Origin of the sequence: Streptomonospora salina, assembly GCF_014204715.1 — a bacterium.
GTDB classification, from domain to species: domain Bacteria; phylum Actinomycetota; class Actinomycetes; order Streptosporangiales; family Streptosporangiaceae; genus Streptomonospora; species Streptomonospora salina.
The window spans coordinates 1,778,014-1,802,984 of record NZ_JACHLY010000001.1 but is presented as its reverse complement, the minus strand read 5'-3'; the positions used below and the strand labels follow the sequence as shown (position 1 = coordinate 1,802,984).

Genomic DNA, 24,971 nt, shown 5'->3' with positions numbered 1-24,971 from the left:
TGTGGAACTCGACCGGCCGGCGTGGGCGGCGCTGCGAGACACGACACCGCTCCCGCTGACCGAGGACGACCTCGAAGCTCTTCGGGGAACGACCGACCCCACGTCGCTGGACGAGGTCCGTGACATCTACCTGCCGCTTTCGCGGCTGCTGAACCTGTACGTCAGCGCGACGCGGCAGCGGCACGCGGCGGTGCGCGACTTCCTCGGCGAAGGCGACCAGCCCATGCCGTTCGTCATCGGCGTGGCCGGCAGCGTCGCCGTGGGCAAGTCCACGACCGCCCGCCTGCTGCGCACCCTGCTGGCCCAGTGGCCCGACCACCCCCACGTGGAGCTGGTCAGCACCGACAACTTCCTGAACTCCAACGCGGTCCTGCAGGAGCGCGGGATCATGAACCGCAAGGGCTTCCCCGAAAGCTACGACCGGCGCGCGCTCGTGCGGTTCGTTTCGGAGATGAAGGCCGGCGCGCCGCGGATGGACATCCCGGTCTACTCGCACCTGCACTACGACCTCGTCCCCGGGCAGACGCAGACCGTGCAGCGGCCCGACATCCTCATCGTCGAAGGCATCAACGTGCTCCAGCCGCCGCTGCCGGGGCGGCTGGCGGTGGCCGACTTCTTCGACTTCTCCATCTACGTGGACGCCAAGCCCGAGCACATCCGCTCGTGGTACCTGGACCGCTTCCAGGAGCTGCGGCGCACCGCGTTCTCCGACCCCCGCTCCTACTTCCACGCGATGGCCAGCGAGATGGACGAGGAGCAGGCCGTCGAGTTCGCCACGAACGTGTGGCGCACCATCAACGAGGTCAACCTCGTGGAGAACATCCTGCCTACGCGCGGGCGGGCGACGCTGGTGCTGCACAAGGGCGCCGACCACACCATCCGCCGCGTGCGGCTGCGCAAGACCTGAGCCCGGTACCGCCGGGCCCGGCTCAGGTCGGCTCGGACCGGGCGCTTCTGCGGTGGCCCTTCGTCGCCGAGCAGGCGGCGAAGGGGCCGCGGGGCGAACGCAGCCGCTCCAGCGCCGGATCGAGGTGCTCGCGGTGCCACACGGCCGGTCCCGACGGGCCCGACACCGCGGTGTCGGACAGCTCCCGGTAGGCCAGCCGCAGCGCGTGCAGCCGGCCGACCGCTTCGTGGTGCTCCCACCACACCGGGCACCACGCGGCGCGTCCGTCCGCGTCGCCCTTCAGGTCCTCGCCCGCGCCCACGTACACCGGGACGAGGAACTCGTTCACCCAGGTGACCAGGTCCGCGAGCTCGCCCTTGTAGTCCTCGCGCGACATGTTGAAGATGAACGGAGTGGCCGGGGCGGCCTCCTCCTGTTCGGGGGCGGGGTCCGGGCCCGCGGCGATCTCGGTGAGCTGCGTCTGCAACCGGATGACGTCCGCGCCGAGCCGGTGCATGGCGTTCTGCAAGTGCGCCACGCGCTCGAACAGTCCGTCCTGGGTCGGCCCGCTTTCGGTGGCGATGCGGTCGTCTGTGGAGGTCATGCGGCAAGTCCCGGGGCTGCTGGGCGTGTCCGGGAACGCCGTCCCGGTCGAGTGGTCACACGTGGGTCGGTCGCCGACACCCGGATGCCGCCCGTGCGGGCACCCGGTGCGGTGATGAGGGCTCTTCCAGACCGTATGCCACACGGGGCGCCCGCCGGTCCGGCCGGGCGCCGGCGGCCCGCGGGAGGTTCGGCGGGGAAGCGCGGCGTGCGCGGGGGTCCCTACGCCCCGCGGAGCAGGGCCCGTTGCGTGATTCGGCGGGATCGATCCTGGCGGGGCGGTTCCCCCGGCATGATCATCGGTCGTAGGTTCGGCGCGACGGGCCTATCCGGCGCGGTTTCCGGGGGAGCGCGGAGGCCCCGGGACGGCAGGCTGCGATTCACGAAGGAACGACCATGGACTATGTCCTCGTGCACGGAACCACCCAGTCGCCCCGGGGCTGGGATCGCCTCGCAGCGGCGCTGGACGCGCGCGGGCACCGCGCCGTCCCGGTCGACCTGCTGGCGGGCGGAGCCGACCTGGACGCCGAGGAGTACGCGGACCTCGTCGCCGGACAGGTGGCGGCCGCCACTGCGGAGGGCCCGGACGGCGGCGACGGCGGCGCGGACGGTCCGGCCGTGGTGGTGCACTCCGGCGCGGGCGCCCTCGCGGCGGCGGTCGCCGCGCGCCTGGAGGCGAGCCGCGTGGTGTGGCTGGCGGCCTTCGTGCCGGACACCGTCGGCGGGCGCAGCCTCCTCGACGAGATGCAGGTGTCGGCCGCGCAGATGTTCAACACCGAGTGGACGCAGCTGGCCGCACCGCCGACCGAGGACCCGGTAACGGCGGGCTACTTCCTCTTTCACGACGGCGACCTGGCGACACTGCGCTGGGGCTTGGAGAGCGTCCGCCTTTTCCAGCCCGCCCGCGTCTTCGCGCAGAAGCCGCGCCCGCTGCCCGAATCGGCCGAATCGACCTACCTGCTGCCGATGCGCGACCGCACCCTGCGCCCGCACTGGATGCGCGCGACCGCGGAAGTCCGGCTCGGCGTCAAGGCGGTGGAGGTCGACGCCGGGCACTGCCCGCACGTGTCGGCGCCGGAGGAGGTCGCCGGCATCATCGCGGGATAGCGGGCGGTCGACGAACACGGTCGGTGGCACTGCCGGATTCCCCCGGACGGCCCCGGGTAGGGTCCGGCGTACCGATGAGCGTCGCGCACGGCGCGAAACCCGCTGCGACGGGGAGGCGCGATGGCTGCTCCGCGCGACGGCGGCGATCCGACTGCCGGAGGCCGTGACATGGGCGCGGTCCCCTTCGACATCGACCTCGCGGAGATCGACGGCATGTGACCCCGCCCGTCGGTGTGCGGCGCGGCGGGCCGGGTGTCGCGTGCGGCGCCGGGTGCGGCATGCTCGCGGTAGCGCCGATTCCGGCGCGGGAGCCGGCGACGACGCGACGACCGACGAGGAGGCCCCGGTGCGCAACGCACACGCGGTGGCGACGGTGCGCAAGGCCGAAAACGCGGTGATGGCCCGGTTGCCCGAAGGGGCGCTCATGCAGCGGGCCGCGGCGGGACTCGCGGCCGTGTGCTCGCGGGTGCTGCGGCGCACCTACGGCGCGCGGGTGGTGCTGCTGGTGGGAAGCGGCGACAACGGCGGCGACGCGCTGTATGCGGGGGCGCTGCTGGCCCGCCGCGGCGCCTCGGTGCGCGCGGTGGTGGTCGGATCGCGCGTGCACGAAGGCGGATCGGCCGCCCTGCGGGCCGCCGGCGGCCGCTCCGTGGCGGCGCCCCGCGACAGCGGCGGCATCGGCGGCTCCGAAGCGGCGGCCGAGATCTCCGCGGCCGACCTGCTCGTCGACGGCCTCGTCGGTATCGGCGGCAGCGGCGGCCTGCGCGAGCCCCACGCCGCCGTCGCCGCGCTGGCCGGTGCCGCCCAAGCGCCGACGGTCGCGGTCGACCTGCCCAGCGGCGTCGACGCCGACACCGGTGCCGTGGACGGTCCCGCCGTTCGCGCCGACGTCACCGTCGCATTCGGCACCCACAAGCCCGGCCTGTTCGTCGACCCGGGCGCCGGATGCGCCGGCGTGGTGGAGCTCGTCGACATCGGCCTCGGCCCCGAACTGCCGGGTCCGAGCCTGGAGAGCTTGCAGACCGCGGACACCGCCCGCCTGCTGCCGCGCCCCACCGGCGAATCCGACAAGTACCGGCGCGGTGTGCTCGGCATGGCCGTGGGGTCGGACCGCTACCGGGGCGCCGCGGTGCTGGCCGTGGGCGGCGCGATGCGCACCGGAGTGGGGATGGTCCGCTACGTCGGAGCCGAGGGCGCCGTCACCGAGGTGCTCAACCGCTGGCCCGAAACCGTGGCCTCCACCCTCGACCCGATGGACCCGCTCGCGTCGCTGCCCCGCCGGGTGTCCGCGTGGGTCGTCGGCCCGGGCCGCGGACTGCACCCGATGGCGCAGGCGGAGCTGGAAGCCGTGCTGGCCACCCGGCAACCGGTGCTCGCCGACGCCGACGCGATCACCGCCGTGTCGAAGAAGCCCGAGCTGGTGCGCGAGCGTTCCGCGCACACGCTGCTGACGCCGCACGCCGGCGAGCTGGCGCGGCTGCTGCCGGGCACCGAACGCGCCGACGTCGAAGGCGGCCGGCTCTCCGCCGCGGCCCGCGCCGCCGACGAGTACGGCTGCACGGTCCTGCTGAAGGGGTCGACCACGATCGTCGCCGAGCCGGGCCGCCCCGCCGTCGCCAACCCCACCGGGAGCCCCGTGCTGGCCACCGCCGGCACCGGCGACGTGCTGGCGGGTGTCGTCGGCGCGCTCCTGGCCGCCGGCCTGGCGCCGCGCGAGGCCGCTGCGGCCGGCGCCTACGTGCACGGGCTCGCTGCGCGCCTTGCCCACGACGGCGCCGCGATCTCGGCCTCGGACCTCTTCGGCGCCCTGCCCGCCGCCCTGGCCGAGATCGTCTGAACGGCGTTTCCGGGCCGGCGGCCCTCGCCCGGCTACAGCGACGCCGCGCGGGCCAGCCCGCGGGCGGCCATGTCGGCGACGAAGGTGTCCTCGGGGTTCCCGCTGTCGTGCAGCAGCCCCAGGTCCTGCTCGCCGACCCAGCGGAACTCCGTGTGCTTGCCGGGTTCCAGGCGCGGCGCGGACAGGTCTCCGGCCACCCGCACGAGGTAGTCGGACTCGTGCCGCCGCACGCCGTCGTCGGGCGTCCACACCAGGTGGTCGAGTTCGGCGACGACGGCGGTCAGCCGCCATCCGGTCTCCTCGGCGATCTCGCGGGCCAGCGCCCCGGGCATCGACTCTCCGGGCTCGACATGGCCGCCGACGAGGTCCCAGCAGCCGGGGAACAGCCGCCGGTCCGGTGAGCGGCGCTGCACGAACACCCGCCCCCGGCCGTCGGTGATGACGGCGCCGGCCACCCGGCGGGCGCCGTCCGCCGTGTCCGGGAACCGGATCTCCGGCGCCACGCTGATTCCCTCCGGCACGGATGCTCCCCCGTTTCGCGCGGTTCGCGGCCACGGCCGGTCCGATCGGGGCGTATGCGGCGGCTGCGCCGGAGGCGGACGCGGGTAGCCGGAAGCGGCCGCGCCCGTCCCTGGTCCCACGGGAGGCAGTGGTGGTACACGTGAACACTAGGCGATGAGCCTGACGCACGAGACGGGGGCAGCCGTGGCTCGAACGAAGGTCGCCGTACCCGCTTCCGCCGGTCCGCGGTCCGACGGCGGCAGGCTGCACCGGCCCGCTTGGATGCGCCCGGCGCCCCGGGCGTCCGGTTCCCCGGCGGGTTCCGGCGGCCGGCGCCGGAGGTGGGTCACCGCCCTGGTCGCGGTGTCGGCCCTGCCGTGGGGTGTGTGGGCCTTTGTCCGGCTCACCGGGATCGAGTCCGGTTTCCCCGCTGTGGCGCTGATCGCGTTCACGCCCTACGCAGCGGCGACCTCAGCGGTGCCCGTCGCCGCGGCGCTGCTCGCGCGGCGCGGCTGGATCGCGCTGGCCGCGGCCGCCGCGGCCGCGGTCCTGCTGTGCTGCGTCGTTGCGCGCGGCCTGCCGGGGCCGGCGCCGGCGGCGGGCGGGCCGCGGCTGACGGTGCTGTCGGCCAACGTCTACTTCGGTCTGGCCGACCCGGACGCGCTGGTGCGGCTGGTGCGCGAGCACCGGGTGGACGTGCTCAGCCTGCAAGAGCTGACACCCCAGGCCGACGACGCCCTCACCCGTTCCGGCCTGCGCGCTCTCCTGCCCTACGACGTCACCGACGCCGGAACGGGGCCGGTCGGGGGAGCGGTCTACTCCGCGTACCCGGTCGAGGAGGTGGGCGGTAGCGAGCCCGCCGCGTACTTCGCCATGCCCCGCGCCCGCGTGCGGGTGCCGGGCGCGGCGCCCATCGAGGTGGTCTCGACGCACGCGATGCCGCCGAGCGACGGGGCGGCCGTCCCGCGGTGGCGGGGGTCGCTGCGCGACCTGCCCGACGCCCGCCCAAACGGCCGGGTCCGCGTGCTCGCCGGCGACTTCAACGCGACGCTCGACCACGCAGAGTTCCGATCCCTGCTGGACACCGGCTACGTCGACGCGGCCGCCGCCACGGGAGCCGGCTGGAGCTCCACCTGGCCGGCCGGCGGCCCGCTGCCCGGAGCCGTGATCGACCACATCCTGGTCGACCGGCGTGCCGGTGTGCACCGCACGTCGGTGCACACCGTCCCCGATACCGACCACCGCGCCGTCCTGGCCGAACTGGCGCTGCCGCAGGAGTAGTTCCGTCGGCGGTTCGCCGCGGTCGTGCGCGCGGAACCGGCGGTCGGGCCCGGGTGCTCCCGCGAGGTGCGGGGTTTCCCGTGCTGCGGCGGATCCGGGGATACGGGAGGTGCGGGTCCGCGATAGCCTAGGCGGCCGCCGACCACCGACGCGTGCGGCGGAGGCGGATCCTCGCGACATACCGGGTCCGGTGTCCTGACCGGCCGGGATACCGCCGTAGGGGGCGTATGGACGAGCAGGCCATGATCACCCGCGATCTCGTGCTGCGGCTGTGCGCCAACGCGACCGAGTTCGGCCAGGGGTGGATCGACGAGGACGCCAAGATCGTCGTCCCCTTCACGGCACCCCGCGACACGGCGCTGATCGGGCGCGTCGTCGCGGCGGGGCGCGCGCTGGGCGTCGAGCGGCTGCTGGTGTGCCGCACTCGCGCGGAGTTCGCCTATGAACCGGTGACCGAGGTGGCCGCCGACGCCGGCAGCGTCGTGCACGTCATCCGGGCCTGGGGCGACGAGCCCACCGACCTGCTGGTGGCGGTGGAGGACTTCTCGGCGGCCGTGCTGGTCACCGCGACGACACTGACCGTCGCGGCCGGACCTCCGGACTTCCTGCGGCCGCTGGTGGGCGCCGACCTGGAGGCGGCCCGCACCGCGTTCGCCGACGAGGCGCGCGCGAGCGGCGACCCGGAGCCGATGCGCGCCGCCCAGGCTTACGGCTGCCTGGAGCGCGGCGCCCGGCACGCCCGCGGTTCGGGCGGTCCGCGCGGTCCGCGCGTACCGGGACCCGATGCGGCCGAGCGCCTGTCGGTGCGCGCGCGCTCGGTGCGCGAGCGGGCACCGGGTACCGCCGCGGCGCTGCGCGCCCTGCGCGGCGGTTGGGCGTGGGCGATGCTGGCGGTGCTGCTCGCGGTGCCCTTCGTCGTCCCCGCGACGGCCGCCGCCCTGCCCGCGGCTGCGGGCATGCTCTGGCTCGTGGTGCAGCTTGCGTGGTTGTCGCGCTCGCGTACCGTCGCCTTCGCCACGCTGGTGCGGGTCCTGCTGCTGGGGGCGCTGCTGGTATGGCCGCTGGGCGCGGTGGAGGACGCGCTCACCGCCGCATCGGGGGCGGACCCGTGGGTCGCCCACACCTACATTGCGGCGTGGACCGAGGAGGCGGGCAAACTGCTGCCTCTGCTGCTGCTCCTGCCCTTCGCACGGCGCCGGTTCCGCAGGTTGGCCGCAGTGGACTTCCTCCTTCTCGCGGCGGCCTCGGGAGCCGGTTTCCAGGCGGCCGAAACCCTGCTGCGCGCGCTGCCCGCCGGCGCTCCCGCTACGGTCTCCCTGCCGCTCGGCGCGGTCGCCGCGCCGGAGTTGGGCGTGCACTTCTCCGGGCACGGCGTCCTCACCGGCCTCGTCGGGGCGGCGCTGGGGCTCGCGATCGTCGGCCGGCGGACCCTCGGCGCGTGGCTGTGGCTGCTGCCCGTCGCCGCGTTCGCCCTGGCGGTGCTGCAGCACACGATGTTCAACGCCGCCGTCGCCGAGGCCGTACTCGGCTCGCCGCTGCAGCCCCACCCGGCCACGGCCGTGCTGCACGGGCTCACCGGCGGCGGGGCGGCCGACCACTGGCTGCTGGCGGTGCTGCTGGCGGGTGCGGTCCTGCTGGACTACCGCACCGCCCGGCGCGCCGCGGACGTGACGCCGCCGCTGCCGGGGAACCCTCCGCTGGGCGGGCTGCGGCGGCGGGCCTACGGGCGGGCGGTGCGGCTGGGCGTACGGGTGCCCGGCGATATCGCGCCGCTGTTCCGCCGCGCGGCGCTGCTGTGGGCACGGGGGCCGCTGCGGCTCGCGTTGACCCTGTCCGAAACGCTGCACGAGGCGGCGGTGATGCTGGTCGCCGCCCGGCGCGGCCCCGCCGTCCTCGCCGCGGCGTGGCGGTTCCTGCGTGAGCGGCGCGCCTACGCGATGGGGGCGGCGCGCGCGGGGGAGCGGCCGTGGCGCCCGTTCCCCGCGAGTGCGGACCTGCGCGCGACCCGGCGGGAGCTGGACGCGTCGTTCTTCGGCGCTCCGGGCGCTCCGGGCGCGTCGGGGCCGGCGGGTTCGGTTCCGGTCGCATCGGCGGGGGTGCTGGCCGTGGTCGCGGTATCGGCGGCGGCCTTCGTGGCGGCGGTGCCGGCGGGCGGCGGGCATGCGGCGTACGCCGCCGATGCGCTGCGTCGGTGTGCCGACTGGTACGCGGCGCTGCCGCCGTCGTCGCTGCCGTGGGTGTGGGTGTGGGCCGCGGCGCTGGTCACACTCCCGGTGGCGGGGTGGTCGGTGCCGCGCGCGTATCCGGACGCGGGGGCTTTCCTGCGGGAGCCGTCGCGGATGGCGGGGCGGGTGCTGGGCGCGCTCGCCCCGGGCCAGGTGCCCTACGCGGTTGCTGGCCTGGCCGGGCTGCTGCTGCCGCGCGGCTCGGACCGGCTGCTGCGCGGCCGCTGACCCCGGGTGGTGCCGGAGGGCCGTGCGTGCCGGAGGGGCGTGCGCCGGCCCCCTCGTGCGTTGATCTTGTAGCTAACGTCACAGAAACCGATTTCCAGTGACGTTAGCTACAAGATCACCGCAATTCCCGGGGGAACCGGCGAGCCCGGGGGCGGCGGGGGCGGCCCGGCGCCTCTGAGCGGGTGCCTCGCGGCGCCCCGCTCAGAGGCGCGGTGGCCTACGGGGCGTGGCCGCCGTCTCGCCACCGGCCCCATGCCCGGTCCTGGTCGACGAGCCAGTCCCGCACCCACGCCGGGCGGGCGCAGCCCTCCCAGACGTCGACCAGGCCGGCGCCGGCGCCGTCCGGCACCGGGTGGCGGCGGGCCAGGCGCCAGTGCCAGTCCCCGCCGGGAACCAGCACGCCCCGGATGTTCCAGGTGTCGCGGTAGAACGCGGCGAGGTCGCCGACCGGGTCCCGGGTGTCGGCGGTGATGCGCGGCGGGCGGCGCTGTTTCACTGCCGCGGCACCTCCCCCGTCATCGGCGGGCGGGCCGTGGCCACCGCGGTGCTGCGGCCGCGCACCCGGTCGATGTCGGCCAGCGCCTCACTCAGCAGCGTGCGCAGCCAGGGCGCATCGTCGGGTGCGGCACGGCGGACGGCGTCGAGCTTCCCGGCGACGGCGGCCATGCGCGCGGTGTCGCGCAGCGACAGGCGGGTGGACTCGGCGTCCTCCACCGGCGCCACCGGTCACACCCCCGCGAGCAGGTCGCCCGGCACCGGACGGCCCAGATCGGGCCGCGCGTCGAGGAGGCGCCGCACCGGACCGGCGAGCCCGGCACGCACATCGTCCAGCCCGCCACCGGGCGGCACCGCACCCGCCATCGGGGCGGGCGGCACCGGCCGGGCCGGGGCGAGGCCGGAGTGCACGGAGGCGCGGGCCGGGGCGGGCGCCGACCGCCCGGCTACGTAGGGCCGTACCCGGGCCGCGCCACGTCGGCCGTTCGGCGGCGCTACGCGCCAGCCGGGACGATCTCGGACGTTCTCGGACATCGTGCGCATGAGTCCCCCATAGGGGTCGGGCCGGATGGGAGGTCCGGCGGGCTTTCAGGCACCTCCCATAGTGGCCGCTGCCATAGAAATTTGCAATGCCATATTCAAATGGATGCGATCATCGAGCATCGGCATGCCGAGCAAAGATGGAGGATGCACTAAATGTCCGAATCACCGTCTGGCGCACTAGGATCGAGACGACGACCATCCGACCCGAGGAGCAGCGACGACATGTCCACCAGCCCCACCCTGCGTAGGCGACGGCTGGCCCGCCAACTCCGCGATCTACGTGAAGCACGCGGCAAAACGGCCGAAGAGGTCGCCGCCGAAGCCAAAGAGAAGTCCGGGCGGACGCGCGGCTGGTCGCTGTCGAAGCTCGTGAGGCTGGAGAAGGCCGAGTGGAAGCGGCTGAGGTTGGATGACATCAGCCTTCTGCTGGAGATCTACGATGTGCCCGCCGGCGAGCGGGACGCCTACCTGGAACTGGCGAGGGAGGCGAACCAGCGCGGGTGGTGGGCCAGCTTCGGCGACGCCTTAGGGTCCGGTCAGTTCGTCGGATTGGAGTCCGAAGCCGCGTCGATCCGCACCTACCAGTCCATGGCGGTGCCCGGACTTCTCCAGACCGAGGATTACGCCCGCGCGATGATCGCCGCTTCCGGCACCGTGGACGGGTCGGACCTGGACCGGCGTGTCGAAGCCCGCATGTTCAGGAAGAACGTGTTCAACAGAGCGGACCCGCCGAAGCTGTGGGCCGTCATCGACGAAGGCGCACTCCTGCGTGTCCCCGCCGAGTTGCCAGGGCAGATTGAACACCTTGTCGACGCCGGCGAACGCGCCCACATCGGCATCCAGATCCTCCCGATCGACCGCGGGCTCCACGCCGCGATGGCTGGAAGTATGGTGATTCTGGACTTTCCGACACCGGAGCCACCGGTGGTCTACCTTGAAGCGATGTCGGAGGAGCTGTATCTGGAGCGGCCGAGCCAGGTGGCGCACTACCGGCACATTTATGATCATGTGCAGGCGTCGGCGCTCTCGGTGGCAGACTCACGGGAGCGTCTGCGTCACCTGTTGACCCGATGAGGACACCATGCCTGAGACACCCGAACTGAACTTCCGCAAGAGCAGCTACAGCGGTCCGACCACGCAGGACTGCGTCGAGGTCGCCGACACCGTCGGCGCGTCCGCGATGCGCGACAGCAAGGACCCCGACGCCGGGCACATCCTGTTCCCCGCGTCCGAGTGGGGCGCGTTCATGGAGGATGTGAAAGCCGGACGGCTGTAGCCGCCTCAGACACGCAGAAGGCCCCCGGCGAGCGGCCGAGGGCCTCCACGTGCTTTTGCCTGAAAGCACCCGTCAGCGAGTATACCCGCAGCCGAGACCGGCCGCCATGTCGCGGCTTCCCATGCGGGTCCCCGGGGCGGCTTCCGGTGTACCCCACCCCCGGTGGTCGGCTATGCCGGGTAGCAGCGGACCTCGGTGGCCTTGACGCCCGCCCAGACGTCCATACCGTCGGCCAGCCCCAGTTCGGCCAGCGCGTCGGGGGTGATGTCGGCGAGCAGCGGGAAGTCGCCCTCCAGGTGCACCCGCACCTGGTCGCCGAACCGCTCGACACCGTCGATGCGCAGCCGCCACAGGTTGCGCGGCGTACCGTCGGGGCGCTCCCGGTACAGGGCGACCGCGCGCGGCGGGAACGCGACGAAGACGTCGCCGTGGCGGTGCTGGGACAGCGACACCTCCGCGGGCGCCGCGTCCGGTGCGGGGGCCACGTCGACGCGGGTGCCGCGGGCGCGGCCCCGGTACAGGTTGAGCCCCACCAGCCGGGCGACGTAGCCGGTGCGGGGATGCTGGGCGACGTCTCCGGGCGGTCCTTCCTGTACGACCCGGCCCGACTCCAGCACGGTGATCCGGTCGGCGAGCACCATCGCGTCGAGCGGGTCGTGGGTGACCAGGACCGTAGCGCAATCGAGGTCGGCGAGGAGGTGCCGCAGTTCGGAGCGCACCGACGCCCGGGCGTGCACGTCCAGTGCGGCCAGCGGCTCGTCGAGCAGCAGCAGCCGGGGCCGCACCGCCAGCGCGCGTGCCAGCGCGACCCGCTGCGCCTGCCCCCCGGAGAGCGCGCGGGGGCGCGCTTTCGCGTGCTCGGCCAGCCCCATCCGCTCCAGCAGCCCGGCGGCGCGGGCGCGCGCCTCGGCGCGCCCGGCGCCCTGGCAGCGGGGTCCGAAGGCGACGTTGTCCAGCGCGTCGAGATGGCCGAACAGCAGGTAGTCCTGGAACACCATGCCTACGGGGCGGAGCTCGGCCGGAACGGTGGTGACGTCGTCGCCGCCGAGCACGATCCGGCCGGCCGCCAGCGATTCCAGGCCGGCCAGCGCCCGCAGCGCGGTCGACTTGCCCGACCCGTTGGGCCCCAGCACCGCCACGACCTCGCCGGGCCGCGCCCGCAGCGGCGCGTCCAACCGGAACGCTCCCCGGTCGACCGCCAGCCGCGCCTCCAGCCCCGCCTTCAACCCCGCCGGGGCGTCCCCGCCGCCGGTCCGGTCCGTGCCCTGTTCCGTCACAGTGCCCCCGTCCACCGGTCGCGCAGCGCCACCAGGATCACCAGCGACACACCCAGCAGCACCAGGCTGAGCACGATCGCCGACTCCGGGCTCTCCTGCATGGCCAGGTAGATCGCCAGCGGCATGGTCTGGGTGCGTCCGGGAAAGTTGCCGGCGAAGGTGATGGTGGCGCCGAACTCGCCCAGCGCCCGCGCCCAGGCCAGCACGGCGCCGGCGAGTACCCCGGGCCCCACCATCGGCAGGGTGACACGCCGGAACACGACCGCCCGCGACGCGCCGAGTGTGGCGGCGGCCTCCTCGTAGCGCCGGTCGGCTCCCCGCAGCGCCCCTTCGACGCTGATGACCAGGAACGGCATCGCGACGAACACCTGCGCGAGCACCACCGCGGCCGGGGAGAACGGCAGGGTCAGGCCGAACCACGCGTCGAGGTGGCGCCCCACGAGCCCGCGCCGGCCCAGGGCCAGCAGCAGTGCGACACCGCCGACGACGGGCGGAATCACCAGGGGGACCGTCACCAGGGCGCGCGCCAGGCGGCGGCCGGGGAAGTCGGCGCGCGCCAGCAGCCAGGCCAGCGGCACCCCCAGTAGCACCGCGACGGCGGTGGCGGCGGTGGCCGTGGTCAGCGACAGCCACAGTGCGCCGCGCACCTCGGGCATCAGCAGCCGGGTGCCCAGCGTGGCCCAGGGCGCGCGGGCCAGCAGCCCGGCGAACGGCAGCACGAGGAACGCGAGTCCGCCCAGCGCGGGTACGACGAGCAGCCACGGGAACCGGCCCGCGCGTACCCGCAGCCGGCCCCCGGCCGCCTCAGACGGGGGTGAAACCCGCGTCATCGAAGACCTCGGCGCCCTCGTCGGATAGGACCAGCCCCGTCCACGCCCGCGCCGGGCCGGTGTTCGCGGCGCCGGTGAGCATGGCGATGCTGTAGTCGTTGGCGGCCTGCTCCGCTTCGGGGAAGGCGATCCCCGCCACGTCGCCGCCGGCGCGGACGTCGGTGCGGTAGATCAGGGCGGCGTCGACCTCCCCGAGTTCGGTCTTGGTCAGCGCCGCCTTGACGTCGCGTTCGCGCGACACCGGTGTCACCTCCACACCGGCGGCCTCCAGCGCCTCGGCCGCCGCCGCACCGCAGGGCACCTCCTCGGCGCACAGGGCGACCTTGACGCCGGGGTCGGCGAGGTCGGACAGGGACTCGACGCCGGCGGGGTTGTCGGAGGGCACGGCGATGCGCAGGGCGTTGCGGGCGAAGACGGCGGGTTCGGCGGCGGCGCGGTCGTCCTCGGCGACGCTGCGCATGGTGCGGCTGTCGGCCGAGGCGAACACGTCGGCCGGGGCGCCCTCGTGGATCTGGTTGGCCAGATCGGAGCTGCCGGCGAAGTTGAACTCGACGTGGGCGTGCGGGTGCTCCCGATCGAAGCGCTCGCCCAGCTCCTCGAAGACCTCGGTGAGCGACGCCGCGGCGAACACGGTGACGGTCCGCTCCTGCTGCGCGCCCCCGTCGCCGCCTTCGGTCGGGGCGCAGGCGGCGAGCGCCGCCAGCAGCAGTCCCGCCGCGGCGGCCGCGGTAGTGCGGTCAACCATGGCGCTGTCCCCGTACCGGTTCGTTCTCCACGACGACGTGGGTCGACTTCACGATCGCGGCGGCGACCGATCCCACGTCCAGTTCCAGTTCGTCGGCCGCTTCGCGGCTCATCAGCGACACCACCCGGTGCGGCCCGGCCTGGATCTCGACCTGGGCCATCACCCCGTCCCGGTGGACCGCGGTGACCAGGCCGCGGAAGCGGTTGCGCGCCGAGGAGACCTGGCGCGCCGGGTCGTCGGCGGCGCCGGCCCGCAGGAACGCGGCGAGGTCGGCGCCGTCGACGGTGCGGTTCCCGTGGGCGCCGCGGTCGGCGGGCAGCCGTCCGGAGTCGATCCACCGGCGGACCGTGTCGCCGCTGACGCCCGCCAGTCCGGCCACTTCGCTGATTCGCAATGTCGGCACGTCCCGGAATCTACACCTCGCAGACGCCGAGGCGAAACCCCGATAGGGGTGCATAAGCGAACGTTGTTCACCTTTCTTGTTCGCATCTGCGAAGCACTCGTCCGCTCCCTAGTCCGCTCCCTGCTCCGCGGGTGGTAGGGCTAGTACGACCCTCCCGCGGCGTGGTCGCGCCATGGCGCGCGGGTATCGCCGCCCTCTAGGTTTGATAGCGCCACGGAACGATTCCGCGGGGACCGGACGGGGGAGGTGATCGAGGTGAGCGCAGCCGCCGGGGAAGCGGCGGGCGCCCTCCGGCTCGGCGACGCGGAGACGCCGGCGGTCAAGGGCCGACTGTTCGGGCTGCTGCACCTGCTGACCTCGTTCGCGCTGTCCCTGGGCTACCTGGTCCCGATCCTGCTGGTGATCCTGCCCGCCGCCGCGCTGGTGCTCAGCTTCTCCAGCGGCCTCCTCGACGTGCTGCCCGCGGAACTCCTGCCCGCGCCCGCGGTCCTGGCCACGCTCGCCGTACCGATGCTGGCCGCCGGGACCCTGCTCGGGCGGCTGGCCTGCCGCGTCCAGCGCCACCGCCTGGAGGACGTGTTCGGCGTCGTCGAATCCCGCGACGAAGAGCCGGCCGCCGTCCGCAGGCGCACCCCGGGGCTGCGGCTGCTGCGCGGCCTCGACCGCCTCTACGGCCGCGAAGCCTGGACGGCCGTCATCTGCGCCACCCTGACCGGTGTCCAGGGCGTGGTCTTCGGCGGCATCGCGCTGGGCCTGGTCGTCTACGGCGCCGCCCTGGCACTGGGATCCCTGGTCGGCCTGGGATACGCGCTGGTCAGCGGGTCGCTGGAGTCGGTCGCCGCGCCGTTGGCGGCGGTGTTCCTGGGCCCGTTCGGCGCGGCCGTAGGGCTGTGGGCGGTGCCGCCGATGGTCCGGATGGAGGTCGCGGTCAGCCGGCGGCTGCTGCTGGACGCCCCCGAGATGGTGGTGCGCCGCCGCCTCGCCCACGTCCAGGACAGCCGGCTGCGCATGGTCGACGCCGCCGAGGCCGAGCGCCGCCGCATCGAGCGCGACCTGCACGACGGTGCGCAGCAGCGGCTGCTGCTGGTGACCATGGCGCTGAGCCGGGCGCGCTCCCGCGCGTGCGAGCCCGACGAGGTGCGGGCCCTCATCGACGAAGCCCGCGGCGAGGCCAAAGCGGTCATGGCCGAACTGCGTGAAGTCGCGCGCGGCCTGCACCCGCGCGTCCTCACCGACCACGGCCTGGAGGCCGCGCTGCCGGTGGCCGCCGCCCGCTGCCCGGTTCCGGTGCACGTGCGCGCCGAGGTGGACCGGCGCCCGTCGGGCCGTGCCGAAGGCGTCGCCTACTACGTGGTCTGCGAGGCCCTGGCGAATGTGGCCAAGCACGCCGGCGCCGGGGGCGTCGAGGTCGGCGCCGAGCGCGTCGCGGGTGACGGCGGCGACCTGCTGCGCATCACCGTCACCGACGACGGCACCGGCGGCGCCGACCCCGACCCCGAGTCCGGGACCGGCCTCTACGGCCTGTGGGACCGGGTCAACGCCGTCGACGGAACCCTGACCGTGCACAGCCCGCCGGGCCGGGGCACCGCCGTTACCGCCGACATTCCCTGGGAGGCATGAGACCGTGCGCATCATCATCGCCGAGGACTCCGTGCTGCTGCGCAGCGGCATGGTCAAGCTCCTGGCGGACGCCGGGATCGAGGCCGTGGCCTGCGTCGGCGACGCCGACGAGCTGCTCGCCGCCGTCGAGGCCAACCCCGGGACCGACCTGTGCGTGATCGACATCCGCATGCCGCCCGGCTACTCCGAGGAGGGTCTGCAGGCCGGGATCGAGATCCGCCGGCGGTATCCCGGGGTGGCGGTGCTGCTGCTGTCCCAGCATGTGGTCGGCCGCTACGCCGCCGATCTGCTGGGTGACGACACCGGCGGTGTGGGCTACCTGCTCAAGGACCGCGTCGCCGACGTGGACGAGTTCGCGGCGACGCTGCGCCGCGTCGCCGACGGCGGCACCGCCATCGACCCGGAGGTGGTCGCCCAGCTGCTCAGCCGCCGCGAGAACAGCGCCGCCGAGCGGCTGAGCCCGCGCGAGAACGAGGTGCTCGCCGCGATGGCCGAAGGCCTCAACAACGGGGGCATCGCCGCCGAGCTGGTCATCACCGAACGCGCGGTGGAAAAGCACATCCGCGCGATCTTCACCAAGCTCGACCTCGGCCAGGACGACCGGGACCATCGGCGGGTGCGCGCGGTCCTGGAGTACCTGCGCGGAGGCGACCGGCGGAACGCCCCGCCGTGACCCCCTCCACCCGTCCCACGTTCCGCGACGCAGGGGAGCAGGCATCCCCCGGAAGGAAGCACCATGACATTCACCGGACGCGGCCTCTACGCCGCATCCAGCAAGGTACCGCGCGGCCGGCGCTCCGGTTGGCTGATCATCGGGGCGGTCGTGGCGCTGGCCGTGCTGCTGAGCGGCGCGCTGGCCGCCTTCGGCAGCGTCCAGATCGGCGGTGAGGAGCGCCGCGACCGATTCTCCGGAGCCGACGAGGTCGACGTCCGCATCGGCTCCGGCGGCGAGGTCGACGTCCACCGGGCCGCGGGCGACGAGGTCACCGTCGAGCGCACGCTGCGCGGAACCCCCCTCGCCGACCCCCGCGAAAAGCTCGGCATGGACGGCGCAACCGTCACGGCCGAGTCCGACTGCGGCGGCATGTGGTTCTTCGGCGGTTGCGAAGTCGACTACACGATCGGCGTCCCCGAAGGCACCGCTGTCGACGTCGAAGCGTCCACCGGCGACGTGGACCTCCACGAGGTCGTCGGCGACGTCTCCGTGGAGTCCGGAACCGGCGCCGTCGAGGCCGAGGGCGTCGCCGGCGCCGTCCGGGCCTCGACCACCACCGGCGAGATCAGCCTGAGCGGCGTCGAGGGCGACGTGCACCTGGAGTCCACCACCGGGGAGATCAGCGCCGAGGGCAGCGGCGAGATCGCCGAGGTCGCGACCAGCACGGGCGGGGTCGACCTCGACGGCTTCACCGCCGACCGGTTCGACGTCGAGACCACGACCGCCGACGTCGAGTTGGATGCCGGGTTCGCCGCCGCGGAGATCACGACCACCACCGGCACGGTCGACGTCGAGGCCCGGAAGTCCTTCGACCGGCTTGAGGTGGAGACCACCACCGGTTCGGTGGAGGCGGTCGTGCCCGCCGGCGCCTACCGGGTCGCCGGCGACTCCACGACCGGCGATCGCACCGTCGGTGTCGACACCTCCGCCGACGCCGACGCACGGATCTCCATCACCACGACGACGGGGGCGGTCGACGTCGAAGCGGATTAGGATCCCGGTCCCCGGGGCGGATCCGCGCCGCCCCGGGGACCGGGGTCCCTGCGCTCCGGCCGCGGGCCGGTCCGCACCGGGACGGGCCGGCCTGCGCCATGCCCTACAGTTTGGCGCCGGAGCGCCGATCGATGGGAGAGCGTGCCGATGGAAGCGACGACGTTCGGCGACGTCTGGCAAGAGGCGTTCTCCGTCCAGACGCCCCCGGCCACGTGGCTGATCATCGCCACCGGGGTGGCGGCGCTGATCGTGGTGGTCACGCGGGGTCCCTGGCGGATCGCCCGCAACGTCGTCACCATCGCCCACGAGGGCGGCCACGCGATCATGGCGCTGCTCAGCGGCCGCCAGCTGACCGGGATCCGGCTGCACTCCGATACCTCGGGCGTGACGGTGTCGCGGGGCAAGCCGCGCGGGGCGGGGATGATCCTGACCGTCGCGGCCGGCTACATCACGCCGTCGATCGTGGGTCTGCTGGCCATCCTGCTGCTGGTCAACAACCGCATCACCGCACTGCTGTGGATGAGCATCCTGGTGCTCGCGGCCATGCTGCTGCTGATCCGCAACGTCTACGGCGTGGTCTCGGTGGTGGGCACGGGCGCCGTGGTGTTCCTGATCTCCTGGTTCACGCCCGAGCAGGTGCAGGCGGTGTTCGCCTACTTCTTCACCTGGTTCCTGCTGCTGGCCGGCGTCCGCCCGGTCGTCGAGCTGCAGTCCCAGCGCGGCCGCCAGCCCTCGCCCCAGTCCGACGCCGATCAACTGCACCGGCTGACCGGGCTGCCGGGGCTCGTGTGGGTGCTGTTCTTCGGTCTGGTCAACGTCGCGGTGGCCGCGGCCGGCATCTGGCTGCTGATGTTCTGACGCGGCACGAGGCCGAACGGACGCCGCGGGGGCGAGCAGCGGGGAGACGGGACCCGGAGAGCGGCCCGTCCCCGACACGACGAAGGCGCCGCACGCGGTGCGTGGGCGCCTGCGCTCGTCGGGCGGCGGGATCAGTTCGCGCTGGAGCTCTCCCGCGGGGCCGCCAGCGCCGCCTCGACGCTGGGGAAGACGGGAATGCGCGTGTCGATCGCCGTCACGTGCAGGATGCGGGCGATGCGTTCGGAGACCGACGCGACGGCAAGGGCGCCGCCGGCGCCTTTGGCGGCCTTGTGCGCCTGGATGAGCACGCGCAGACCGCTGGAGTCGATGAAGGACAGCTTGTCGAAGTCGAGCACGATGCGGCTGCTCGGGCGGGTGTCGACGATCTCCCGCACTGCCCGGTTGAACTGCTCCTCTGCGGCCATGTCGACTTCGCCGCTGAGCGCGAGGACGACGCCGTCGTCGCGGTCGCGGCGGGTGATCTTCAGCGCGGCCATGTTCGCTCCGGGGTGTTGCGCCGATGCCGTTGCCCTGGGGACCGGTGCGGCGGGTGCGTCGCCGCCGAGGCGGGGACTCTTCGCGAACGTGCCGGTCAGCACGTTCGTCGGCGCGCCGCATGGGCGAGGCTGGTTGTTCAAAGTCGGATACCCCCATGCTGACAACCGGTGTGTCAGGCATATGTGGATCTACGCTGCCTGCCATGCCGTGGTGCCGCGGGCGCGTAGACGGCTGAAGGCGGTCGGCGGCAGATGGCTCTGGCCTGCTCGGCCCGATGTGCGGCTCGCGTTGCGCGGGCGCCGCTCCCCCTCATTCCTAAGATGCTTAGAACCAAGCATCCGTCGGGGACGATACCACAGGGCTGTGGCCTTTTCGTGACGTGAGTGACGCTCATGCGTGTCCCGTGCTGCAAGGGGGCCGAGCGACCTGCGGATCCGTGCGGAGCGCGGCGTGCCGACCGTCGGCGCGACGTCGGCCGCACCGGTGCCGGCGCCGTGCTCCGGGGCGAGGGCTCGGGATACGTTTTCACGCCCGTCCCGCACGGTAGGTGACCCCTGCGCCGCCCGCGGCACGCGCGGCACGTGTGCGGGCCGGGCGCAGGTACGGCTGCGCCGCGCGCACCCGCCACCGTGGGGAGATCGCGATGAACGAGACCGGTGCCGCGGCCGCCGCGGCGGACACCGCAGCCACCGCCTTCGTCTTGAGGCTGGGCGACGACGCGCTTGTGGCGGGCCACCGGTTGGCCGAGACCGAGGGGAGCGGGCTGTGGCCGGCGCCCGCCCGCGGAACCGCCCACGATTCCGGGCCCGAGGCGGCCCGCATCGCACGCGGCCTGCTGCGCCTGGCCGGTTCGCTGCTGGGTTATGCCGGACGCATGGAAGAGCAGCTCACCGGAGTGATGCGCACCGAGGACGACCTGGTCCGCGGCCGCGACGCCGACCAGTTCCGCAACCTGCGGCTGGTCGAGCCTACCGACTCCGACCTTGCCCACACCGTCGTGCGGCAACTGCTGTTCTCGGCCTATGCGCTGGAGCTCTATACCGCGCTGACCGCCTCGACCGACGCGACCCTGGCCGGTATCGCCCGCGCCGCGGTACGGGAGCTGCCCTTCCACCGCGACCACGCGGTGCGCTGGGCGCTGCGCCTGGGCGCCGGCGACGACGACCGGCGGCGGCTCGGCGCCGCGCTGGAGGAGGTGTGGCCCTGCACGGGCGAGCTGTTCCTCTCCGACGAGGTCGCCCGCACCGCCGCCGAGAGCGGATTCGGTGTCGACCCCGCGCGGTTGCGGCCGGCGTGGGAGGCGGAGGTCGACGGGGCGCTGCGCGACGCGCGGTTGTCGCGGCCGGGACCGGTTCCGGTGGCGCCGGCGGCGGCATGCGGTCGCGCGGGCGTGCACACCGAGGACTTCGCCCGCACGCTGGCCGGCCTGCGCCGCGAACGCGCGCCCGGCTGAGCCGGCACGGACCGCCGGCGTACGGCGCTTCGCGCGGTCGGCACCGTCACCGGCCCGCTGCAACCGTCGGGACTCCTGTGCGGTGGCTCGTACCGGCGCCCCGGGGCCCTCCACCGCCGCGGGGCGACCGACGGGCCCGTCCCGGCACAGCGGCGGAGCCCGGCCCCGAAGGACCGGGCTCCGTGCGTCGCAGGCGCCCCGACAGCGTCGGGAGGGCCGTTCACTCGCGGGGCAGGCGGGAACTGCGGTCGGGATCCTCGGCGCGGTGGCGTCCGCCGGCGCGGCGCGTCGGCGGCTCGATCAAGGCGTCGCGGAAGCCGCTGGAATATCCGGAGTCGTCGTACTCGGCGGCCTCGGACGTGTCTCGTTCCCGTTGGAGGCGCTCGTTCCTGCGGCGGCGCACGGACGTGGCACCGACACTGGTCAGCAGCGAGACGATCGCGATTCCGGTGACGGCGTTGATGACGGCGGTGGCCAGCTGGCTGGGCAGCGATGCCGCTTGGGTGAACGGGCTGACGGCCGCGACCACGGTCGCCAGGCCGACGATCCAGCCGAAGAACGTCGTGGCGCGCGGTGCGCTGACCAGGAGCAGGTGCAGTAGCGCCGTGGCCACGAGCGCGGCGATGCCGGCCGTGACCGCGTAGGCGGCGGTGCCGACGCCGCCGATGTAGCCCGCTTCCTCCGGCGCGAGGATCGGTATACCCAGTACGCCCCGCACCACGAGGGTGCCGACGAGGATGATCAGGGCCGCGACGACGGCTGTGGCGAGTCCGCCGGACCATAATCTGACGGCGTTCACACGCCGTTCGCTGCCATATTCGCTCATGCCGTTTCCCCCCGATACGGCCCGAACACGGTTGTTGCTCCCATACCCGGCCTCGACCTGCGAAAACCACAATGGCGGCACCGGTGCCGCGGTGTCCGGGCCCTGCTCACCGCAAGCGGTGCACGCGCACCGCTGCGGCCGCCTCCGGCGGCGTCGCCCCACCGGTCGGCGCCGGGGCGCGGTCGCGGCGCGGCGGGGACGGGAGCGGGCACGCGTCGCGCAGCGGTTCCGCTGCGGTCGGCGCACGCCCGCGCGCCGCGCCGAACGGCCCGGAATGTGACGGAAATCACCGTCGAAGTCACCGGCCGAACGGCCCCTGAGGGTGTGATGGCGCACAGCGGCGCAGTGCACGGCCGTCGCCGTGTGGCCGGTGCCACCGGCGGTCGCCGGGGGGGTGCGACCGGCGCCGGCCGCAGCCCGCAGTCCAGCGGAAAAGCCGCTCGGGGCGGCGATTCGGCGCCGCCGCGAAGGGCCGCGGAGCGGTGCCGCCGGAGCGCCCCGGGAGGCCCCGAGCGCCGCCGGGTGCGCGCGGACCGGAAACCGGGAGAACGCATTATAGACTATTGAGAATTCTGTATTGTTTCCAGGTCGCCGTTTCGGAATTTGCGGTGCGTCCTGCGCAATGTGTTGCGTAGTGCGGTTCGCCGGCGGCGCAAAACCTGCTCGCAGGCCTGCTCACGGCCAGTGGGGACCCTGTGTCGCATTGATGACCCCGGGTGAATTTTTCCCCTGTGACCTGCGAAGACGCCCCAACTATGGTGCTTGCCACTTGAACTATGGTGGGGGTGATGGCTTTCAATGTATATGCGCGAAGTTTGACCCTCGGCGTCGTGTGTGTCTGGTGAGAGGGTTTTTCGAGTGTGAGGAGTCGAACAATTAAGGGACAGGATCAGCAAGATTTTGGTGACGACCCGCTGGCCGTTCGCGACACCGATCACTACAAAGACGAGTATGTGACGGGGTTCGTCGACAAGTGGGACGAGCTGATCGACTGGAAGAAGCGCTGGGCAAGCGAGGGCGACTTCTTCGTACAGCAGCTCAAGGACCGCGGCGTCGAGAAGGTACTCGACACGGCCACCGGTACCGGCTTCCACTCCGTCCGCCTCCTTGAGGAGGGGTTCGAGACCGTCAGCGCCGACGGCAGCGCGGAGATGCTGGCCAAGGCCTTCTCCAACGGGCAGAGCTACGGCGGCCACATCCTGCGTGTGGTCCAGGCCGACTGGCGCTACCTGAGCCGGGATGTGCACGGGACCTACGACGCCATCATCTGCCTGGGCAACTCGTTCACCCACCTGTTCTCGGAGCGCGACCGCCGCAAGGCGCTGGCCGAGTTCTACGCGATGCTCAAGCACGACGGTGTGCTCATCCTGGATCAGCGCAACTACGACGCCCTGCTCGACGGCAAGTACGGGAACAGCCACACCTACTACTACTGCGGCGAAGAGGTCTCGGCCGAGCCCGACCAGGTGGACGAAGGCCTGGCGCGCTTCCGGTACCGCTTCCCGGACCAGTCGCAGTACTACCTCAACATGTTCCCGCTGCGGCAGGACTACGTGCGGCGGCTGATGCGCGAGGTGGGCTTCCAGCGCGTCGACACCTACGGCGACTTCCAGGAGACGTACCAGGACGACGAGGCGGACTTCTTCATCCACATCGCGGAGAAGGGCTACCGCAGCGACGACGAGCTCTCCGAGGCGTACTCGTCGGCGGTGCAGACGGCGCGGGAGTACTACAACTCCGACGACGCCGACACCTTCTACCACACGATCTGGGGCGGAACCGACATCCACGTCGGCCTCTACCAGTCCGAGAAGGACGACATCGGCGAAGCCAGCGTGCGCACGGTCGAGCGCATGGCCGGCAAGGTGCAGATCACCCCTGACACCAAGGTCATCGACATCGGCGCCGGCTACGGCGGCTCGGCTCGGTACCTGGCCCGCACCTACGGCTGCCAGGTGACCTGCCTCAACCTCAGCGAGGTCGAGAACGAGCGCAACCGGGAGAAGAACCGCGCCGAGGGCCTTGAGCACCTCATCGACGTGATCGACGGCTCCTTCGAGGACATCCCGGTGCAGGACAACGGGTTCGACGTCGTGTGGTCGCAGGACGCCTTCCTGCACAGCGGCGACCGCATCCGCGTCGTCGAGGAGGTCGCACGGATCATCCGCCGCGGCGGCGACTTCGTGTTCACCGACCCGATGGCCACGGACAACGCCGACCGCCAGGCGCTCAAGCCGATCCTGCAGCGGCTGCACCTGGACACCATGGGTACGCCCGGGTTCTACGACCGCGAGACCGCGCGGGTGGGCATGACGAAGGTCGAGTTCGACGACCTGAGCCAGCAGCTGCCCAACCACTACGGCCGCGTGCTCGCCGAGACCGAGAGCCGGGAGTCGGAGCTGAAGGGCAAGATCAGCGACGAGTACCTGGAGCACATGAAGACCGGTCTGCGCAACTGGGTCAACGGTGGCCAGTCCGGATCTCTCGCCTGGGGCATTTCGCACTACCGCGCCTGATCCCCCTCTGGCGACTCACCAGCGGCCCCGCGGCCTCCGCCGCGGGGCCGCTGGTGTCTGGCCGGTGTCCGCGCCGGGTGTCGCCTACGCCGCCCCCGGGTAGGCGGGGCCCGGAGCGCGGCCGCGCTCCGGGCGGTTTCCCCGGCACCGGCCCGGGATATCACCGGGACGGAGGAGCCGGCCGCGCCGCCGCCGCGGCCGGGGAACCGCTCCGGCAGAGAGGGTGCGCGACATGAACGCCACGCCCGAGAAGTACTGGATCGTCGTGGGCGTCGACGGTTCCGACTCCAGCCGCTACGCGCTGGAGTGGTCGGCCAACCTCGCGGTGCAGCGCGGCCGCGGCCTGACCCTCCTCACCGCGGTGGGCTCGCCCGACTCCGCGGGCGCGTTCCGCGAGATCGTCCCGCGCGGCGGCGACGAGGAGGCCTCCGACCGGCTGCGCGACGCCCGGGCGCTCCTGGATTACGCGCAGGAGTGGATCCAGCGGCTGTTCCCCGAGCTCGACGTCCGCACCCGCATGCCCACCGCGCGCGCCGCCGACGCGCTGCTGGAGGAGGCCCGGGCGGCCGACACCTCGGCCGTGGTGGTGGGCTCGCGCGGGTTGGGCGGTCTGGCTTCGGCGTTCGTGGGGTCGGTGGGAGTCGAGCTCGCCGCACACGCTCCGGTGCCGGTCGTGGTCCTGCCGAAGAGGCACGAGGCCGCGCACAGCGCCAAGGGCCGCGTCGTCGCCGGTGTGGACGGATCGGAGTCCAGCCGGCGCGCGGTGGAGTTCGCCTTCGCGCAGGCCTGGTGGACCGAGAGCGAGCTGGTGGCCGTGTGCGCCTGGCAGCCCATGGCCGCCTTCGTCTCGGCGATGGGGCCGGTTCCGCCGGAGGCCTTCGACGACGACGCCGTCGAGGCCACGGCCCGGCGCACCGCCGAGGCCGAGCTGGAGGAGATGCGCACGGCCTACCCCGACGTCTCCGTGGACCTGCGCACGGTGCGCGCCCACCCGGTGGTGGCCATTCTGGACGAGTCCAGCCCCGCCGACCTGATCGTCGTGGGCACGCGCGGCCGCGGCGGGTTCGGGGGACTGCTGCTGGGCTCGGTCAGCCAGTCGGTCCTGCACGGTGCCCACGGGCCGGTGGCCGTGGTGCGCTGACGCCGGCCGCCGTCCGGTCCCGGCGCCCGGCGACTCCGCCCGCACACCCGCGCTGCGGCCGCGCTCCGCCCCGAAGGCGGCGGTGCCTCCGCGGCCGCCGCCGGCGTGCCGAAC

The 24,971-nt window shown here is 73.6% G+C and carries 24 protein-coding genes; 14 read left to right on the top strand and 10 right to left on the bottom strand.

Annotated features, from left to right (window positions below):
- The first annotated feature begins 1 nt into the window (after position 1).
- Complete coding sequence (coaA, locus tag HNR25_RS08025) at positions 2–907, top strand: type I pantothenate kinase (RefSeq protein WP_312862719.1); 906 nt, start codon at positions 2–4, stop codon at positions 905–907.
- 22 nt (positions 908–929) lie between these two features.
- Here the strand turns inward: coaA and HNR25_RS08020 are convergent, their stop codons facing one another.
- Positions 930–1,490, bottom strand: a complete 561-nt coding sequence (locus HNR25_RS08020) for a DUF4913 domain-containing protein (RefSeq protein ID WP_184634055.1) — start codon at positions 1,488–1,490, stop codon at positions 930–932.
- Between the two features lie 395 nt (positions 1,491–1,885).
- Here HNR25_RS08020 and HNR25_RS08015 point away from each other — a divergent pair, with 395 nt between their 5' ends.
- Complete coding sequence (locus HNR25_RS08015; protein ID WP_184634054.1) at positions 1,886–2,596, top strand: alpha/beta hydrolase; 711 nt, start codon at positions 1,886–1,888, stop codon at positions 2,594–2,596.
- Between the two features lie 346 nt (positions 2,597–2,942).
- Entirely contained in the window at positions 2,943–4,433 is a 1,491-nt protein-coding gene (locus tag HNR25_RS08010) for an NAD(P)H-hydrate dehydratase (protein WP_184634053.1), read from the top strand.
- Between the two features lie 32 nt (positions 4,434–4,465).
- Here HNR25_RS08010 and HNR25_RS08005 read toward each other — a convergent pair whose 3' ends face one another.
- The gene (locus tag HNR25_RS08005; RefSeq protein ID WP_184634052.1) at positions 4,466–4,954 is read right to left on the bottom strand and encodes an NUDIX hydrolase; all 489 of its coding nucleotides are present in this window, start codon (positions 4,952–4,954) and stop codon (positions 4,466–4,468) included.
- A gap of 154 nt (positions 4,955–5,108) precedes the next feature.
- On the opposite strand from HNR25_RS08005, the gene HNR25_RS08000 reads away from it, so the two are divergent.
- Positions 5,109–6,215: an endonuclease/exonuclease/phosphatase family protein gene (locus tag HNR25_RS08000; protein WP_184634051.1), complete on the top strand. Its 1,107-nt coding sequence runs from the start codon at positions 5,109–5,111 to the stop codon at positions 6,213–6,215.
- 227 nt (positions 6,216–6,442) lie between these two features.
- Positions 6,443–8,668 carry a PrsW family glutamic-type intramembrane protease gene (locus HNR25_RS07995; protein ID WP_184634050.1) on the top strand — a complete coding sequence of 742 codons (2,226 nt, stop codon included), beginning with the start codon at positions 6,443–6,445 and terminating at the stop codon, positions 8,666–8,668.
- 217 nt (positions 8,669–8,885) lie between these two features.
- Here the strand turns inward: HNR25_RS07995 and HNR25_RS07990 are convergent, their stop codons facing one another.
- A complete protein-coding gene (locus HNR25_RS07990) occupies positions 8,886–9,164 on the bottom strand; it encodes a hypothetical protein (protein ID WP_184634049.1) in 279 nt (92 codons plus the stop codon).
- Entirely contained in the window at positions 9,161–9,391 is a 231-nt protein-coding gene (locus HNR25_RS07985; RefSeq protein ID WP_184634048.1) for a hypothetical protein, read from the bottom strand. Before HNR25_RS07985 ends, HNR25_RS07990 begins: the two co-directional genes overlap by 4 nt.
- 537 nt (positions 9,392–9,928) lie before the next feature.
- On the opposite strand from HNR25_RS07985, the gene HNR25_RS07980 reads away from it, so the two are divergent.
- Both HNR25_RS07980 and HNR25_RS07975 read left to right on the top strand, forming a co-directional pair.
- Positions 9,929–10,780 carry a DUF5753 domain-containing protein gene (locus tag HNR25_RS07980; protein ID WP_184634047.1) on the top strand — a complete coding sequence of 284 codons (852 nt, stop codon included), beginning with the start codon at positions 9,929–9,931 and terminating at the stop codon, positions 10,778–10,780.
- A gap of 7 nt (positions 10,781–10,787) precedes the next feature.
- Positions 10,788–10,982 (top strand): DUF397 domain-containing protein, encoded by a 195-nt coding sequence (locus HNR25_RS07975; protein WP_184634046.1) that lies wholly within the window; start codon positions 10,788–10,790, stop codon positions 10,980–10,982.
- Between the two features lie 170 nt (positions 10,983–11,152).
- Here the strand turns inward: HNR25_RS07975 and HNR25_RS07970 are convergent, their stop codons facing one another.
- From HNR25_RS07970 to HNR25_RS07955, 4 genes are read right to left on the bottom strand one after another with little or no spacing between them, the layout of a single operon-like run.
- A complete protein-coding gene (locus HNR25_RS07970) occupies positions 11,153–12,259 on the bottom strand; it encodes an ABC transporter ATP-binding protein (protein WP_376767484.1) in 1,107 nt (368 codons plus the stop codon).
- Positions 12,256–13,089 carry an ABC transporter permease gene (locus HNR25_RS07965; protein WP_184634045.1) on the bottom strand — a complete coding sequence of 278 codons (834 nt, stop codon included), beginning with the start codon at positions 13,087–13,089 and terminating at the stop codon, positions 12,256–12,258. Before HNR25_RS07965 ends, HNR25_RS07970 begins: the two co-directional genes overlap by 4 nt.
- On the bottom strand, positions 13,064–13,834 hold the full coding sequence (gene modA, locus HNR25_RS07960) for a molybdate ABC transporter substrate-binding protein (protein ID WP_184634044.1): 771 nt from the start codon (positions 13,832–13,834) through the stop codon (positions 13,064–13,066). Before modA ends, HNR25_RS07965 begins: the two co-directional genes overlap by 26 nt.
- Positions 13,827–14,237, bottom strand: a complete 411-nt coding sequence (locus HNR25_RS07955) for a TOBE domain-containing protein (RefSeq protein WP_184634043.1) — start codon at positions 14,235–14,237, stop codon at positions 13,827–13,829. Before HNR25_RS07955 ends, modA begins: the two co-directional genes overlap by 8 nt.
- Positions 14,238–14,492: 255 nt before the next feature.
- Between HNR25_RS07955 and HNR25_RS07950 the strand changes: the two genes are divergently transcribed.
- From HNR25_RS07950 to HNR25_RS07935, 4 genes are all read left to right on the top strand, one after another.
- Positions 14,493–15,857 (top strand): sensor histidine kinase, encoded by a 1,365-nt coding sequence (locus HNR25_RS07950; RefSeq protein WP_184634042.1) that lies wholly within the window; start codon positions 14,493–14,495, stop codon positions 15,855–15,857.
- 4 nt (positions 15,858–15,861) lie between these two features.
- Positions 15,862–16,530 carry a response regulator transcription factor gene (locus tag HNR25_RS07945; RefSeq protein ID WP_184634041.1) on the top strand — a complete coding sequence of 223 codons (669 nt, stop codon included), beginning with the start codon at positions 15,862–15,864 and terminating at the stop codon, positions 16,528–16,530.
- 63 nt (positions 16,531–16,593) lie between these two features.
- Entirely contained in the window at positions 16,594–17,565 is a 972-nt protein-coding gene (locus HNR25_RS07940) for a DUF4097 family beta strand repeat-containing protein (protein WP_184634040.1), read from the top strand.
- Positions 17,566–17,712: 147 nt separating this feature from the next.
- Complete coding sequence (locus tag HNR25_RS07935; RefSeq protein ID WP_184634039.1) at positions 17,713–18,423, top strand: M50 family metallopeptidase; 711 nt, start codon at positions 17,713–17,715, stop codon at positions 18,421–18,423.
- A gap of 131 nt (positions 18,424–18,554) precedes the next feature.
- On the opposite strand, the gene HNR25_RS07930 is transcribed toward HNR25_RS07935, so the two are convergent.
- Entirely contained in the window at positions 18,555–18,920 is a 366-nt protein-coding gene (locus HNR25_RS07930) for an STAS domain-containing protein (protein WP_184634038.1), read from the bottom strand.
- A gap of 644 nt (positions 18,921–19,564) precedes the next feature.
- Between HNR25_RS07930 and paaC the strand changes: the two genes are divergently transcribed.
- On the top strand, positions 19,565–20,374 hold the full coding sequence (gene paaC / locus HNR25_RS07925) for a 1,2-phenylacetyl-CoA epoxidase subunit PaaC (protein ID WP_221457460.1): 810 nt from the start codon (positions 19,565–19,567) through the stop codon (positions 20,372–20,374).
- A gap of 220 nt (positions 20,375–20,594) precedes the next feature.
- Here paaC and HNR25_RS07920 read toward each other — a convergent pair whose 3' ends face one another.
- On the bottom strand, positions 20,595–21,200 hold the full coding sequence (locus HNR25_RS07920) for a DUF6069 family protein (protein WP_184634037.1): 606 nt from the start codon (positions 21,198–21,200) through the stop codon (positions 20,595–20,597).
- Between the two features lie 860 nt (positions 21,201–22,060).
- Here HNR25_RS07920 and HNR25_RS07915 point away from each other — a divergent pair.
- On the top strand, positions 22,061–23,716 hold the full coding sequence (locus HNR25_RS07915) for a glycine/sarcosine N-methyltransferase (RefSeq protein ID WP_184634036.1): 1,656 nt from the start codon (positions 22,061–22,063) through the stop codon (positions 23,714–23,716).
- A 232-nt stretch (positions 23,717–23,948) separates the two neighbouring features.
- Positions 23,949–24,857 (top strand): universal stress protein, encoded by a 909-nt coding sequence (locus HNR25_RS07910; RefSeq protein WP_184634035.1) that lies wholly within the window; start codon positions 23,949–23,951, stop codon positions 24,855–24,857.
- Positions 24,858–24,971 lie beyond the last annotated feature (114 nt).